Here is a 14,329-nt window from a genome sequence, read left to right on the forward strand (position 1 = left end):
TCCGATCTCAGGAGAGGGCCAGGAATGCGTCCCAGCCGGTGGCCGGGTTGCCGGTGAGAGCGGTGTGGAGGGCGAGCGCTGCTCCGGCGGTTCCGTCCATCAGTTCCGGGGTGCCGTCGGAGTCGGTGTCGAGCTGCCGGGCGAGGTCGGCGGCCAGGACAGGCAGTTGGGTCTTGAGCTGGGACGATCGGTGTGGGTCGGTGCTGTCGTTGGCCATTCGGCAAGCAGCTTGGAGGAGTCCGGCTTTGCCGTGGCACAGGCCGATCTCGGGCAGCCGTTCCCGTTGTGAGGTGATGGCGGCGAGCATCGCGTCTTCTGCTCGGTGCTGGCGGGTGGTGTCGTGGAGAGCGAGGCCGGCGAGTTGCTGGGCGCGAGCAGTGCCTGCGGTGCCGTAGCACCAAGATGGCCGGCCCGATTTGGGTTCAGCGTCGGGGACGACGTAGCCGGGCCACCAGGTTCCGGTCGGGTCCTCTTGGCGGTGGCGGTCGGTCCAGGCGCAGAGAGTATCGAGGGCCTGGCGGGGTGCGGGGCTGTCCTGGCCGTGGAGGATGGCGTAGGCGAGTAGCGCGATGACCGCGCTGATGCCGTGGGCCACTCCGAGGTTGCCGTGTCCGTGCGGGAAGTCAGGATGGGCGGTGCCACCGAGCCCGGAGTGCAGCCACCACGGCGGCCGGGCCTCGCCTTGGCCCAAGGGTTCGGTAATGCGGGCGAGGTAGGTCACCAGCTCGTGGTTGACGGGGTGGTCGGGGTGGGTGTGCAGGTGGTAGAACGCGAGCCCGGTGAGGCCGTGCACTAGGTCGAACTCGTACATGGTCAGCGGTTCGTGGCGATCGATGCGAGCGTGTGCGGCTGCCAGTCGTTGCCGGGTGAGGGTGGTGGTGGCCTCGTTGAGGCTGGCCCGGGCTCGGCGGTATCCGCCGAGGGCGTCGGCGGTGTGCAGCATGAAGGCCAAGGCTGGGGCGCCGTGGAAGGGGTCGGAGTTGCGCCCGATGCTGATCGGCTCGCTGGCCGCGGCGCGTATCCAGTCGTGGGCTGTTGCCTCCTCGCCGTGTCCTGCGACTGCGCGCTCGATGTGCAGCAGGGCGATGCCAGCCGCGCCGCCGGCCACTGACTGCGGTTGGGTCCGCCCGTCTGGTGACGGACCGACGATGGACGGACTCGCGAGCCTCGCACAGGCGGCGGTGAGCGTGTCCAGGGGACCGGGCGTGAGACCCGGGGTGAGCGCTGGCGTGATTGATGGGGAGGTCATCGGGTGCTCCTTGTCGTCCAGCTGAGCGCTGCGGCACGGGCGAGGTGCAGGCAGGCACGTTCGCTGTCGAGGTCGAGCCCGGCGACGCGGGCATGGTGCAGGTGCAGCAGGTCGGGCAGCAGATCGGCAGGCGCAGTGGTGCTGAGGGTGGGTAGCCGGTCGCGCCATGCGACGACAGCGTGGCGGCGTTCGGCCCACTGCTCCCGCACGGCATCGCCGCCGGGCATCGAGACGAGCGCGGTGGGGTCGTGCGGGTTGGCCAGGCGGATGGCTTGGTCATAGACCGACCGCGCGGGCGCCGACCGGTCCGTTCGGGTGCGCGAGATCAGCCAGCGAAACCCCTCGTGCGCGTTGCCGATCACCGCAGTGACGAGGTCCACCATGCTCGCCGCGATCAATGCCTGCCGGTCCACCGTCGGATGTCTCCGGGTGAGGCCAAGCTCGGCGAGCGCGGCCCCGGAATCTGCGGCGAACACTGTCGTCGTGGCCTGGTAGGCGGCGAGGCTCCCGAAGCGGCCGGGTTCGGGAAAGTCGGTGTCCCACTGGACTCGGCGCGTCAGGTCCGCGTCTGCGACCTGCTGCGTCCATCCGGTGATGACATCGGTGGGCAGGCCGGTGATGCGTAGCCTCAGGTGCGGGTCGGGGTCGGCGTGGCGTAGGAACCACCAGCGGCCGGTACCTGGGAGCTGAGACAGTAACCGGGGCAGGTGGCTGGTCAAGATCGCGGTTTGCTCGTTGAGCCGGGCGTAGATCTTCAGGTAGTCGAGGTCGCGGCCGGGCAGAGAGCCGTGGGTGCAGACCTCGACCGGGGAGTTGCTGAGGCGTGGCGCCGCCGGCCTCGGGGTAGTGGCGCTCAGCGGGACCACGATCTCGTGTGGGCGCCCACCGATCCAACCGTCGCTGTCGGGGATGACGCGCAGCACGGCGTTGGGCTCACGGGTTAAGTGGTCGCGAAGCAGCGCCCGGTGGGCGGGCTCGAGCAGGTCGAGGCGGATGGTTTGGTCGCCAACGCCGAGCCAGACCGCGGCAGGACACCCAGTGGCCTGCCGCCAGGCTGTGAGCGCCTGTTCCCACAGGTCCGATGTTGCCTGTCGGTCTGGAAGCTCGGCTGCGGCCAGGTGCCAGCGGGCGGGACTGAGCAAGGTGCGGCCGTATCGAAGAGCTGGCAGGAACGGTAGGCCCGTGGCCGCCGGCCCCCACTCCACTGGTTGGCATCCTGTGCTCAGGGCGAGAGGTGCTTCGGCTAGGAAGCGGGTCAGCGGATGCGCGTGCCGGACTTGTTCGACGGCGTTGACCGCGACCGGCTGCAGGGCACGCTTGCGCGAGATCGAGACCAGGTAGAGGCGGTGGGCGTCGGCGGTGACCGCGATGTCGTCCAAGTCGATCGTGGCCTGTGATGGATGGTGGAACTCCCCGATCGGGATCAAGTGCGGCAGCACCTGGGCAGCGCGGTTGACATCCAAGCTGACGGTGTAGCGAGTCACCGCACTCAGTTGCGCTGACAGTGCTCCGTCGCTGCTCGGCGGCATGTCGGCCGCGCTGGAGGCCATCCGGTCTCGCACGTCGTCGCCGAACAGGTCGAGGAACCGTCCCGCGGTCGAGAAGGCTCGGGCTGCGGCCCGCACGACCGAGAGTTGGAAGTCGCCATCCTCGATGGCGTGAAGCGAATCGGCGTGGACGCGCACGGTGAGTTCGGCGGTCGGTGAAGCCTCGGCGGTGGCGGTGCCGGCTACCTGCTCCAACAAGGCGTCATCCACGACGACCTCGTGTTCGCCGCGTAGCGCAGCCCGTTGTGCCAGTGCGAGAAGCCTCCGATCCCGATCGACAAGTACGGCGGAATCCTCAGCAGACTCAGCGGTGGGCTCACCAACGGATCCCTTCGGGTACCCAAGGCCGACCTGCGCGTCGACGGCATCCACGACGGGGACGAGAGCATAGAGGCCGTACCGCTCCAAGAAACGGGCGTGCCAGTCTCGCCACTGCCGCGACGGCGGGCGGGCGAGACGCGTCAACGCGGCAGCGGCCCGGCACACCTCAGCCGTCACGGACCTCGGCACCACGAGCTCGCAATCCAGTGCCAGATCGACCCCGACCGCGGTTGCCGGACCGATCATGGCGGCAGCTCGGACGAGGTCCTCGCGGTGCGCGGCGGCCGTCACAGCGTCGGGGGCGTTGTCGTGCCGCGCCTTCAACTGACGCAGGGTGCGCAACTGCCCAAAACCCTCCCCCGGGTTACCGCCCGAGGTCGCGATGCTCTCGAGCTCGTCCACGAGGTGTGCGAGCGGATCGGTCTGCGTCGACGGCGGGCGCAGGCTGGTCAGCAGTAGCCCCTCGGTCACCATCTGGCTGACAAGCCGCTCGGCAGCTTCTGGCGGCGCGCCACGCTCGGCAGCCAGCTTGCCGCAAAGATCCGCCCAGCTGATCGGCTCGGCCGCCAAGTCGAGCGCCGCACGGAGGGTGCTGTTCGCCTTGATGCGCAGATGGGTCGGCGCACCCTGGGGATCGCTCTTGGCGGCACGGTTGGCCAATATGACCTCTCCCGCCCGTTGCACGAGCAGGTTGTTCACGCAAACCAGCAGGTGAGGCCGGAGTCGCGGGTCGGACTCGAGGCGGTCGGTGACCTCGGCCAACCACGCCGCCTGGAGACGGGCGACTGGTCGGTGGTCAGACCCCCAACCGACGGTGCCGGTGCGGTTCGCTGTGGCCGGTGCGACGCCTGCGAATAGTCCAAACGGGGTGGCGCGGCTGGTGGCTCGCAGCAGGTATCGCATGACCGCGAGCACGACCCGGCGGACCTCGGATTGGGTCAGGGTGCCGTTCTCCGCGGCGTTCACGCGCTGCGCGAGGCTCGGCGAGGCGTGGGCCATGGCGGCCGCGAATCCGGGGATTGCCAGTGTCTCCTGAAGCCACTGCTGCCAACCGGGCTCTGTGTCGTGGCCGCTCAGGTCGGGCCAGCGGCCGAGGTCATCGGGGTGAAGCACCGATGCCCGGAGCATCAGGGCGTTGTTCACGCTGCGGTACACACAGACCTCCCGGAGGCATAGTCGTTCTCAGCTGGGCGGGCGCCCGGACCGGGCAGATTCTTCTTCCTGGCCGGGCACCCGTGACCGGAGGTGATGGCTAACTCCAGGGCCAAGCCACGTGGACGGGCTGGCGATCAGAGCAGGCCATCAGCGGGGCGCGGCGGGTCAGCAGCTAGTGCAAGCTGACACGCAGCTGCTGCCGCAGTTGTCCTCGGTCATCGTGATGATGTGCTCGACGGTGCCACCGGCCTCGATGAACTCGATGTCTAGATCGAAGTCATCGAGCGTGCGGCCCTCGGCCTCGGGCAGGGACGTGGTGATCTGAGTCATGGACAACTTCCTTGAATGAGAGTGGATAGGGCTTCCCCAACGCTCACCCATATGTCGGTCATACAGGTGAGCGCCGAAGTCTCAGGGCCAGGAGATGGCCAGTACGCCGTGCCGCTTGGTCGTGTACCACCCGGTCAGGCCGGTGGCGACGGCGGTGTTGTCGGCGGTGTTGTCGGCGGTGTTGTCGGCGGTGTTGTCGGCGGTGTTGTCGGCGGTGTTGTCGGCGGTGTTCAGGCGAATGTTCGGGTGGTAGGTGATGCGCGCGACGTTGCGCCGGTAGTAGCGGCCGGCCCACGCCCGGATCATGCCGAGCAGCTCGTTGCCGACGTGATAGGCCTGTGGCCCGTGGGCGAGGACACCGGTCTCGAATCCGCTGACGGTCTCCGGGTTCTCGCGCTTGATGCGGTAGGCGAAGGTGTCACCGCGCACAAGCGCCGGAGTGCCGTTGCGTACCGTGCGGTCCACGACGCCTTGATCAACGGCATCCTGGGCGGCGTACATCATCGCCACCTCAGGGCCGCCGGTCAGCAGGTACAGCTCCAACTCGTCAGGCATGTCGAACGGCGTGCCCGACCAGCTGGTCACCGGCGCGGTGTTAAGCGCCTTGCGCAGTGCCGGCACGTCGAAGGTGAGGTGACTGGTCTGGTCCATGCGCAGGCCGAGGTCGGGAGTGACCGCGATGAACTGCTCCGTGGCGGCGCCGTCGCCCTGCATCGGCACGAACGAGCCGAGCCGATAGTTGCTGGCAGTTAGCACCAGGCTGTCCGGAGAGCGGTCGAAGGCGACGAGCCGGGAGATCCCGGCAAACCGCATCGGCATCACGATCCGGCCCTCCGGGCTGAGCTGGTCAAGCCAGGCAGGCGGGATGTCCCACGCCCCGACCGTGACAATGATCCGGTCGTAGGGCGCGTGCTGGGCGACACCGTGTTCGGCATCGGCGAGCACGACGTTGACCTGCTCGTACCCCGCCCGGTGCAGGCCCGCTTGGGCGCGGTGGATGACGTCGGCGTCGATGTCTACTGTCGTCACCGAGCCGCCGGGACCGACCATCTCCGCGATGAGGGCTGCGTTATAGCCGCCCGAGCCGATTTCCAGCACGTTCATGCCAGGCCGCACGTCGGCCTGCTCGAGCTGGATTGCCTGGATGTGCGAGGCGGACACGACGCTCGTTTGACGGCCTTGGGCGTCGACTTTCGGAACCAGTGTGGTGTTGGTCTGGTAGACGTTTTCCAAGGGTTCGCCGGGCGCGAAGTCGTGTCTGGGCACCGCGTTCATCGCGGCAGCGACGCCCTCGGTGGTGATCAGACCTTCCTCGCGAAGTCTCGCCACCATCGACTGACGCAAAGTGTCTCGCAGTGTGTTCACTCATTCACTCTTCCAGGAGTTGTTCCGGGGTTATGGATGCACGCGCCTGTATGGCACGGGTGCTGCGCGGCCTAGTTGCTGTCCGGACTGCTCCGGAACGCTTTGGGGTCAGGCGTGCCGCGTGCGCATGTGGTCACGATCGGTTGCTGTCCTCCTCATAGGGCGGCAGCAGGGACGATCTTGCTGGTCGCGCGGGTGTGGTCCAGCCCGCGTAGGCAGGTCACACACATCGGGGCGTCCGGGTTCCGGACTCGGGTCTCGGGCTGGCGACTGGTCAGGGCATCGGCGTCCTCGGGGATCCGGGCGCCGCACAGTGTCACCACACCGGCGCTGGTGGACTCATCCTCGATGTGGATCCGGCCCGGCGGGTTGGCCAGGATCCGCCACAGCGTCAGCTGCCCCGGCCCGCCAGCGGCGGTCTCGGAAGTCGGCTTCTCACTCAAGGCGCTCAGCACTCTTCTTGGCCAGTTGGAGTCGACGTCGATTCCAAGGACGGCTTCCCCAGGGATGGACCAGGTCGCGGTCCCGATGACCTCGCGCAGCGGGTCATGGGAGCACTCAGCCGGGTGAGACCTGTGACGGCGCCAGTGCTGCGGGTCTCGACCAGGGCTGAGTAGTCGTCGCGGGGCCGCGTCATGACGGAGAAGGTCAGCGGCTGACCCGGCTGGGTGAGGGCCAGACGCAGGAGTGTGAGTGTCGGCTGATTCGGGTTGGCCAGGTTCATGAGGAGACGGCGATCGAGGTCGACCAGCCAGGAACCGTCGGTGGTGTCAATCCGCCACGTACCCGCACAGCGGGTACAGACCGCGATGTCGTTGTGCCCGTGAACGCGATCGTGCCGGACTCGGCCAGACACAGGGACTTCGCTCGGCCGTAGACCGCGAGGGGACGGTGGCGACCCCGCTGGGGCGTGGCGCGGTGCAGGCCGGGTGATGCAACTAGTCACGAGCGACCACTCCTTCCTCATCAGTTTGTTAGCAAAGCAGCACGGTTAACCTACCCCCAATCCTCGCTACTTTGTCAACAAAGTCTTAGACTCTCGGCGTGACCACCCCCAGCGAGCACATCGCGCAGACACCCGTCGACCGGCCTGGCTGGCTTCGCATCGCCGACGACATCCGCATCGCGATCGAACGCGGAGAGCTCGGGCCCGGAGACCCCATCCCATCCCTCGGCGAGCTCGTGGACACCTACGGCGTCTCCCAAGGCACGGCCCGACAGGCCCACAACTCACTGAGGACCCAGGCCCTTGTCACCGGCGGACAGGGCAAACGACTCCTCGTGCGCACCCCGCCCCCGAAGATCACCTTCTCCAATGCAGCCCTCATCAAGGAGAAACAGAGCATCCACCTGCCCGAAGAGATTCGGCGTCGAAGTGGCCACCTCGAAGACACCACCGGCATCAGCATCCGTGACGCCACCTTCACAGCGACCTACACCCGCATCGTCGCTGACGACACCGTCCCTGAGTACGACCCGGGTACTCCGCTGCTGCAGCGCGAGTACGAGACCGTCGAGACCGCGACCGGCCGACGCCTCGCCTGGTCGACCTCATTCCTCCCGATCAGCATCATCGAGGCCAACCCCAAGTTGCTGGACCAAGACGAGGAACCCTGGCCCGGAGGCACTCAACACCAACTCTCGACCGTCGGGGTTGAGGTCGCCCACAACGAAGACACCATCACCGCCCGCGCGCCCACGACTATCGAGATCAAACGCTGGGAGATGGACCCCGGCATCCCCATCCTGCGGGCGGCAGGGTGCATGAGCGACCCCACCGGGCGCGTCGTTTGCGCCACCCGAGTCGCCTGGCCAGCAGACCGCGCCGAACTCCGCTTCGTCCTCGACCTCCCGAAAGCCCAGTGACGCGACAATGCCCACCATCTCCCTGATCACCGCCGTCCTCGCCGGACGCGACGACCACCTCACCCAGACCTGGAACAGCATCGCCACCCAGCAGCTCCCGCCAGGCTGGGACTGGCAATGGGTCGTCCAAGAAGACGGCGAAACCGGTTCACCAGCGACACGGATCCCCACCAACCATCCCCAGATCACCTACGCTACCGGACCGCGTGGGCGTGCCGCCGCCGCGCGCACCCTCGCGCTCGACCACGTCAATGGAGTGTTCGTCCGCGGTCTCGACGCTGATGACCAACTCACCCCCGGCGCGCTCACCCGCGACATCGAGGCACTGACCTCGAACCCCGTCGGCTGGGTCGTCTCCCCCGCCCTGGACCTCCTCGAAGACGGACAGATCAAACGCGGGCCACGCGACCCAGAAACAGGACCGCTGCCTGACAATTGCCTCCGCGACGGAGAGGAAGCCGGCCTACTTCCGGTGCTCGGAATCACCACCACCACCTACACCAGCCTCGTCCACGCACTCGGCGGCTGGCCCGCACTACCCGTCGGACAAGACGTCGCGCTACTGCTTGCACTCGAAGCAGTAGCACCAGGCTGGATGCTGGGTGTGCCGTCAATCCTGTACCGGCGCTGGCCCAAACAGACCACCGCCACCCGCGACGCATCCCAGCCCGTCATCAACACACCCGGCATGCGCAGCATCGGGCTCGCCCGGGCCGACGCCCTGCGACACCTCCAGTGGGACTGGACCAAGATCACCACCATCAACACCACGGTCAACACCGCGGCAGCCGTCGAGGCCTAAGCCTCAATCCAGCGATGGAAATGGCGCTGGGGCGCGTGGTCCCCTTCCCCTGGTGGGCAGCGGCCCAGGGCGTGTCGATGTGTCGGACCTCGCTGGCCGGGACCTCGACGGCGCACCGATAGCGTCGCGAGGCGGCTCACCCATGTCGCGGTCGCCTTGGACCGCGACCCTCAAACGAGAGGAAATCTGAACGATATGGACACCCTGGTGCCTCAGGCACGCGACCTCGCCGAGCGGTTCCTCGCCCCAATGGGGCAGCGCTGGGAACACGCTCAGGGCACCGCAGAACGCGCTGCCGAGCTCGCCGCAGGCCTCCCACCCGAGCAGCGGAACACGGTCGTGGCCGCAGCGTGGCTGCACGACATCGGGCACGCCCCCGAGCTCGAGCGCACCGGGTACGCCCCGATCGACGGTGCGCTCCATCTTCGTGAGCAGGGTTGGCCGCCGACCGTGGTCGATCTGGTGGCCCACCACTCCGGTGCCCGGTTCGAGGCATACGCACGCGGATTGGCCGATGAGCACGCCGAGTTCGGGTTCGAGGACACACCGCTCGACGACCTACTCGCCGCCGCCGACCTGACGTCGGGACCGGGAGGCGAGAGATACACGTTCGACGACCTGCTCGCCGAGATCCGCGAGCGCTATCCGGAGTCCAGCGAGGTGCCGGTGGCGTGGCAGGTCGCTGAGCCGCTCATGCGAGAGGCACTCACCCGCGCCGAGAACAACCTGCGCTGGGCCACCGGCGAGATCACCACCGCTGACGCCGCCACCGCACGCAAGGCGATGGTCGAGACCCTCGCGGCGAACCCCGACTTGGCCGACCCATCGGTCCTGGCCGCGTTCGCGACGGTGCCGCGCCATATGTTCGTTCCCGCCGGGACGCCGCTCTCTGACGCCTACGACATCGACCAGGCGATCATGACCCGCCACGACCTGACCGGGATGCCCATCTCGTCGGTCTCCGCGCCGTGGCTGCAGGCTCAGATGGCCCTCGCCGCTCGCCTGCGCCCTGGCGACCGGGTGCTCGAGATCGGCTCCGGCGGCTACAACGCCGCCCTGCTCTCCGAGATTGTCGGCGAGCACGGCACCGTGGTCACCGTCGACGTCGACCCGTGGGTCACCGCACGCACCCAGCGGTTCCTCGAGGCAACCGGGTACGGCGACCGAGTCGAGGTCATCACCGCCGACGCCGAGCTCCCCCTGCCCGGCCAGCGCGTGTTCGACGCGATCATCGTCACCGTCGGAGCCTGGGACATCCCATCGGCTTGGACCGACCAACTCGCGCCCGCAGGCCACCTCGTGGTCCCGCTGGCGATGGGGCTCACCACCAGGTCGCTCTCCCTCCGCCGCAAAGACGACCACCTGGTGGCGACCTCGTCCCAAGTGTGTGGGTTCGTCCCGATGCAGGGCATCGGCGCACACGTGCGTCACCAAATGCACGTCACCGACCCCGCCGGGATTCCGGTGACATTCACCTCGGACAGTGTGATGCCGCTCAATCCGGATGACCTTGGCCAGATGCTCAGCGGCGAGAGCACCGAGGCCTGGTCGGGCGTCTCGATCGCGCAGGGGCAGGTCGATCTGTCAGGGATGCTGTTGTGGATGACGAGCCACGAACCCGAGTGGTGCGGGGCGATGAGCCCAGCCGGTGGCGCCCTCCATCCCGACAGGGTCCTGACTGTATGGCCGAACGCGCTGGTCACCTACGACGCGTTCTCGACACTCACCATGCGCGACCTGAGCAACACCGACGACGGGTTCGAACTCGGAGCCCGCGGGTTCGGCCCGGAAGGCGCGGAAGCCGCTGGACGAGTCATAACGCTGCTCCAAGCATGGGACCACGCGGGACGGCCCAGCGAGCCCAAGATCCGCTACCTCCGCAAGGACACACCACCCGCCGAAGCAGTCGATCACTCTCTACTGCTCAAGAAGAAGCATGGTCACGTAGCCCTCACCTGGCAGGTGCACCAGTGACGCCGCCCCTCCACCCTTCCACAGGTGAGGAGAGCGATCGACACCCATGCCGCGGCGGCGAGTTCTATGAGGTCAAACAAGGGTCACGTGCTGCCGTTCGCCCGTAAAGGCCGGGCCGGTCCTTCACCGTTTGGCCCTCAGGTCCTTTGTACGACGAGGGCGGTCATGAGACCGAGGCGTCTGGTGACCGAGTACTTAACAGTGGCCGGTCGACGACATACGCACATGACCCGCCCACCGAACTGAGCGGGCCCGAGACATCAAGTGAGGTCCCGGGCCCGTTGCAGTGTGCGTGATGGCTCATGCCATGGCGTCAACAGGCTGGCGCTCTGTCGCTACGAAGCGGCTCATCGCGTCCCAGTCGACCCCAGTACGACCAGCGATGCGGGTCACCGTCGCCAGCAGCGCGATGCGGGCGTCTCGAACCTTGAGGATCTCATCCATCACGAGGACTTCATCAAGGAAATCTTCCAGGGCGCTGATCGTCTCGCTCGAGGCCGACATGAGCTCGGGCACAGTCGCCGTCGTTCCCTCGAGTGTGGCCTGGAGCGCCTCGATTGCGGTGACGAGCCTCTGCTCGACGGGGGCGGTCAAGAGCGCCGGGTCGCCGTCGGGATCGGCATCCTTGATGAGCCGGCGGACGCGCTGGACCGCTTCGACGAGCGAGGCGAGTCGTTCCTCTCCGGCCAGGTTCTCGATGTCGGTCAAGGTGGCCTCCGCGCGCCGCGGCTCATCAGCGAGCGGAAGGACCGCGGCAACCGCGTCCGGAGAGTTCCCCGCGTCGAGGAGGGACTGCTCGAACCGTGCATGCACGAAGTCCCCGGTCGCGGACAAGGCCGCCTCGGAGACGGCCACACCCTGGCCGCTAATGGCCTTTGCCGCAATCTGGAGGACGTCGTTGACCGTGACGGCCTCGAAGATGGGGTTCGAGCGGATGGTTGCCAAGAGACCGAGCGCTGCCCGGCGCAGGGCAAACGGGTCCGAGCTTCCGGTGGGGTTGGCGCCAACGGCGAACAGGCCAACCAGTAGGTCCGTGCGGTCAGCGATCGCGAGGACCGCACCCGCGGCGCTGGTGGCCACGGCATCCTCGGAGGTACGGGGCCGCTCCAAGTCTGCCAGTGCCGCGGCCACCGCCGGGCTCTCGCCCGCCTTGGTGGCGTAATAGCGGGCCATGGTGCCCGCCAGCGACGTCATCTCGATCACCATCTGCGAGCCAAGGTCGAACTTCGCCAGCTCCGCTGCGCGATGCAGAGCGGCGCGCTCGGCGTCATCGAGCCCCACCCGCTCCCCCAGCGCCTTGGCGACGACCGCGATCCGTGTGGCGCGGTCGGCCATCGAACCCAAGGTCTCCTCGAACGTGAGCTTCGCCAAGCCGTCCTTCATCGTCTGCAGAGGGACCTGCAGGTCGGCCTCCCAGAAGAACAGGGCGTCCTCAAAACGCGCCCGGACCACGGCTTCGTTGCCTCGGGTGACCGTGGGAACGTCACAGGCACCGTTGGCGAAGGTCAGGAAGTGCGGTAGGAGGCCGTCGGTGGTCCGTAGCGGCAGGTAGCGCTGGTGCTTACGCATGACCGAGGTGAGGATCTCCGGCGGCAGGTCCAGGTAGCGCTCATCAAAGGAGCCCTGGATCGGCACGGGCGACTCAACGAGGTTGACGATCTCATCCACCACGGAAGCATCTGCCTCCAGATCCACTCGGCCGGTCACCTTCGCAGCATGGGCTTGAGCCGCGTGGAGAATCATCGACCTACGCGCCTGCTCATCAGCCACGATGTCATGCTCACCAAGGAACTCGAGGTAGCCCTCAGCCGAGGAGACCTCCACAATCGGCTGGGGTGCCATCCGCTGAACACGTGTCGTCGTCCCACTGGTCAGCTCGGAGGCCGTGACCGGGACCGGGGCGCTACCGAGCAGGGCGAGCAGCCAACGCACCGGGCGAGCGTAAGACAAGGCGGGGTCCTTCCACCGCATGTTGCGCTCAGAACGCAGATCCACTACAACCTGAGCGAGCAACGCCGAGAGCACCTCAGGCGCAGGCCGGCCCTCCACGTTACGTACGACAGCGACATGCTCGCTGCCCTCGTGCTCGACCCGCTGCAACTGCGCAGCGTCGAGGCCGTGCTTGGCCGCGAAGCCGGTCGCGGCGCGCGTCGGAGCCCCGGTCTCATCGAACGCGGCAGAGGCCCGCGGGCCGCGCAGGGTCTCGACCGCGTCCTCCTCACAGGCGGCGACATCCTCGACGAGCACCACCACACGACGCGGAGTCGCATAAGCGTGGACTGTTCCGTGGCTCAGCTTGGTCGAGGCGAGCCGGTCGGTGATCGTCGACTCCAGCCAGTCCCTGGCCCGAGTGACCTCTGCCGCGGGGAGCTCTTCGACCCCGATCTCGAAGAGCAGCCGCTCAGACTGGGTGACCTCCGGCATGGGCAGCGGACTCGGCAGCTTCGGCGGCGCGACCGTACCGGGGGGGGGAACTCGAGCTCGCCGCGTCGATCGACCCACAACTCGGCCACACCCTTGGACAGCATCCGCATCAGGGTGAAGGCGCGCGCTCGTTCCGCCGTGGAGACCGCACCACGCGCGTCAAGGACGTTGAAGGCGTGCGAGCACTTGAGCACGTTGTAGTAGGCGGGCAACGCCAAGCCCGCATCGAGCATCGCCTGCGCCTCCGCGGCATGCAAGTCATAGAGCCGCTGCGTGCTGACGATGTCAGCCTCGTCGAGATAGTAGCGGCTCATCTCGTACTCGCTCTGACCGAACGCCTCGCCATAGGTGATCCCGGGCGCGTAGTCGATGTCGGCGAAGTGAGAGACACCTTGCAGGGCCATCACGATGCGCTCAATACCGTAGGTGATCTCCACCGAGACCGGGTCGAGCTTGAGCGTGCCGGCCTGCTGGAAGTAGGTGAACTGGGTGATCTCCAAGCCGTCGAGCCAGACCTCCCAACCCAGACCCCACGCGCCGAGCGCGGGCGACGCCCAGTTGTCCTCAACGAACCGGATGTCGTGCGCGCCAAGATCGACCCCGATCGCCTCCAAGGACGCCAGGTACTGCTCTTGGGGGTCGCCCGGGTCCGGCTTCAAGATCACCTGGAACTGAGTGTGGGTCTGCAGCCGGTTCGGGTTCTTCCCATAGCGGCTGTCGTCGGGCCGAACACTCGGCTCAACGTAGGCCACCCGCCACGGCTCCGGCCCCAACACCCGCAGCGTGGTCGCCGGGTTAGCCGTACCCGCACCCACCTCGGTGTTGAAAGGCTGCACGATCATCGCGCCGCGCTCGGTCCAGTAGGCAGTCAGTCGCAGCAATACGTCCTGGAGACTCAGCATCAGTTCCATCGTTCATCAGTCGAAGGCGAGAGCGCGTCCCGAACCTGGAAAATGCGCACAGAAACACGGCCAAGAACATCATCGGCCCAGGTTTCCTGGAAGCCATCCTCTCAGCCGACTTCGTCGCGAGACCACCGGATATCTTGCGCCTCTGCATCACCTTGGCAGCGCCTGCGACGCGATAGTGACATAGAGAAACTTCGGGTTGATCGCCATCAACGACCAGCTACGGGCTCACCGCGAGCCGACAACCCCGTCATCGGAACCACCTCTCCTCTCACCGCCACTCACGGAGTGAACCTCAGGGTGTTGGGGGCTGCGTTCAGGGTTCAGCACCGGCCGATTCAAGCAATGTGCGCATAGGTGTCGGCAGCGGGGAGGTCACCGGTCAGTC

At 67.4% G+C, this 14,329-nt stretch carries 10 protein-coding genes; 3 read left to right on the forward strand and 7 right to left on the reverse strand.

The genetic code is table 11. The features are described 5' to 3' along the window. Nucleotides 1-7: 7 nt before the first annotated feature. The 5 genes from H5T77_RS11430 to H5T77_RS11450 all read right to left on the reverse strand — a co-directional run bounded on the left by H5T77_RS11430 (nt 8) and on the right by H5T77_RS11450 (nt 6,410). The gene (locus H5T77_RS11430; RefSeq protein WP_292649172.1) at nt 8-1,249 is read right to left on the reverse strand and encodes a lanthionine synthetase C family protein; all 1,242 of its coding nucleotides are present in this window, start codon (nt 1,247-1,249) and stop codon (nt 8-10) included. Continuing rightward, nucleotides 1,246-4,245 (reverse strand): lantibiotic dehydratase, encoded by a 3,000-nt coding sequence (locus H5T77_RS11435; protein ID WP_292649251.1) that lies wholly within the window; start codon nt 4,243-4,245, stop codon nt 1,246-1,248. The genes H5T77_RS11430 and H5T77_RS11435 overlap by 4 nt, the downstream gene beginning before the upstream one ends. A 192-nt stretch (nt 4,246-4,437) precedes the next feature. Then, the gene (locus tag H5T77_RS11440) at nt 4,438-4,602 is read right to left on the reverse strand and encodes an FxLD family lanthipeptide (protein ID WP_292649174.1); all 165 of its coding nucleotides are present in this window, start codon (nt 4,600-4,602) and stop codon (nt 4,438-4,440) included. A gap of 81 nt (nt 4,603-4,683) precedes the next feature. Then, a complete protein-coding gene (gene fxlM, locus H5T77_RS11445; RefSeq protein ID WP_292649175.1) occupies nt 4,684-5,946 on the reverse strand; it encodes a methyltransferase, FxLD system in 1,263 nt (420 codons plus the stop codon). A gap of 176 nt (nt 5,947-6,122) precedes the next feature. Then, nucleotides 6,123-6,410, reverse strand: coding sequence for a hypothetical protein (locus H5T77_RS11450; RefSeq protein WP_292649179.1), 288 nt, complete (start codon nt 6,408-6,410; stop codon nt 6,123-6,125). A 601-nt stretch (nt 6,411-7,011) separates the two neighbouring features. On the opposite strand from H5T77_RS11450, the gene H5T77_RS11455 reads away from it, so the two are divergent. The 3 genes from H5T77_RS11455 to fxlM (H5T77_RS11465) all read left to right on the forward strand — a co-directional run bounded on the left by H5T77_RS11455 (nt 7,012) and on the right by fxlM (H5T77_RS11465) (nt 10,609). Continuing rightward, a complete protein-coding gene (locus tag H5T77_RS11455) occupies nt 7,012-7,833 on the forward strand; it encodes a GntR family transcriptional regulator (RefSeq protein ID WP_292649182.1) in 822 nt (273 codons plus the stop codon). A 7-nt stretch (nt 7,834-7,840) separates the two neighbouring features. After that, the gene (locus tag H5T77_RS11460) at nt 7,841-8,635 is read left to right on the forward strand and encodes a glycosyltransferase (protein WP_292649185.1); all 795 of its coding nucleotides are present in this window, start codon (nt 7,841-7,843) and stop codon (nt 8,633-8,635) included. A gap of 207 nt (nt 8,636-8,842) precedes the next feature. Next, complete coding sequence (fxlM, locus tag H5T77_RS11465) at nt 8,843-10,609, forward strand: methyltransferase, FxLD system (RefSeq protein ID WP_292649188.1); 1,767 nt, start codon at nt 8,843-8,845, stop codon at nt 10,607-10,609. 300 nt (nt 10,610-10,909) lie between these two features. On the opposite strand, the gene glyS is transcribed toward fxlM (H5T77_RS11465), so the two are convergent. Next, nucleotides 10,910-13,006 carry a glycine--tRNA ligase subunit beta gene (gene glyS / locus H5T77_RS11470; protein ID WP_292649253.1) on the reverse strand — a complete coding sequence of 699 codons (2,097 nt, stop codon included), beginning with the start codon at nt 13,004-13,006 and terminating at the stop codon, nt 10,910-10,912. Then, entirely contained in the window at nt 12,901-13,944 is a 1,044-nt protein-coding gene (locus tag H5T77_RS11475; RefSeq protein WP_292649190.1) for a glycine--tRNA ligase subunit alpha, read from the reverse strand. Before H5T77_RS11475 ends, glyS begins: the two co-directional genes overlap by 106 nt. Nucleotides 13,945-14,329: the final 385 nt, after the last annotated feature.

The organism is Nocardioides sp., from assembly GCF_014360585.1.
In the GTDB taxonomy this organism is placed as follows: Bacteria; Actinomycetota; Actinomycetes; order Propionibacteriales; family Nocardioidaceae; genus Nocardioides.

Bases quoted from the DNA above. Each gene is read 5' to 3' on its own strand.
- H5T77_RS11430 (WP_292649172.1), bottom strand. From the start codon at position 1,249: ATGACCTCCCCATCAATCACGCCAGCGCTCACCCCGGGTCTCACGCCC.
- H5T77_RS11435 (WP_292649251.1), bottom strand. From the start codon at position 4,245: ATGCTCCGGGCATCGGTGCTTCACCCCGATGACCTCGGCCGCTGGCCC.
- H5T77_RS11440 (WP_292649174.1), bottom strand. From the start codon at position 4,602: ATGACTCAGATCACCACGTCCCTGCCCGAGGCCGAGGGCCGCACGCTC.
- H5T77_RS11460 (WP_292649185.1), top strand. From the start codon at position 7,841: ATGCCCACCATCTCCCTGATCACCGCCGTCCTCGCCGGACGCGACGAC.
- H5T77_RS11475 (WP_292649190.1), bottom strand. From the start codon at position 13,944: ATGGAACTGATGCTGAGTCTCCAGGACGTATTGCTGCGACTGACTGCC.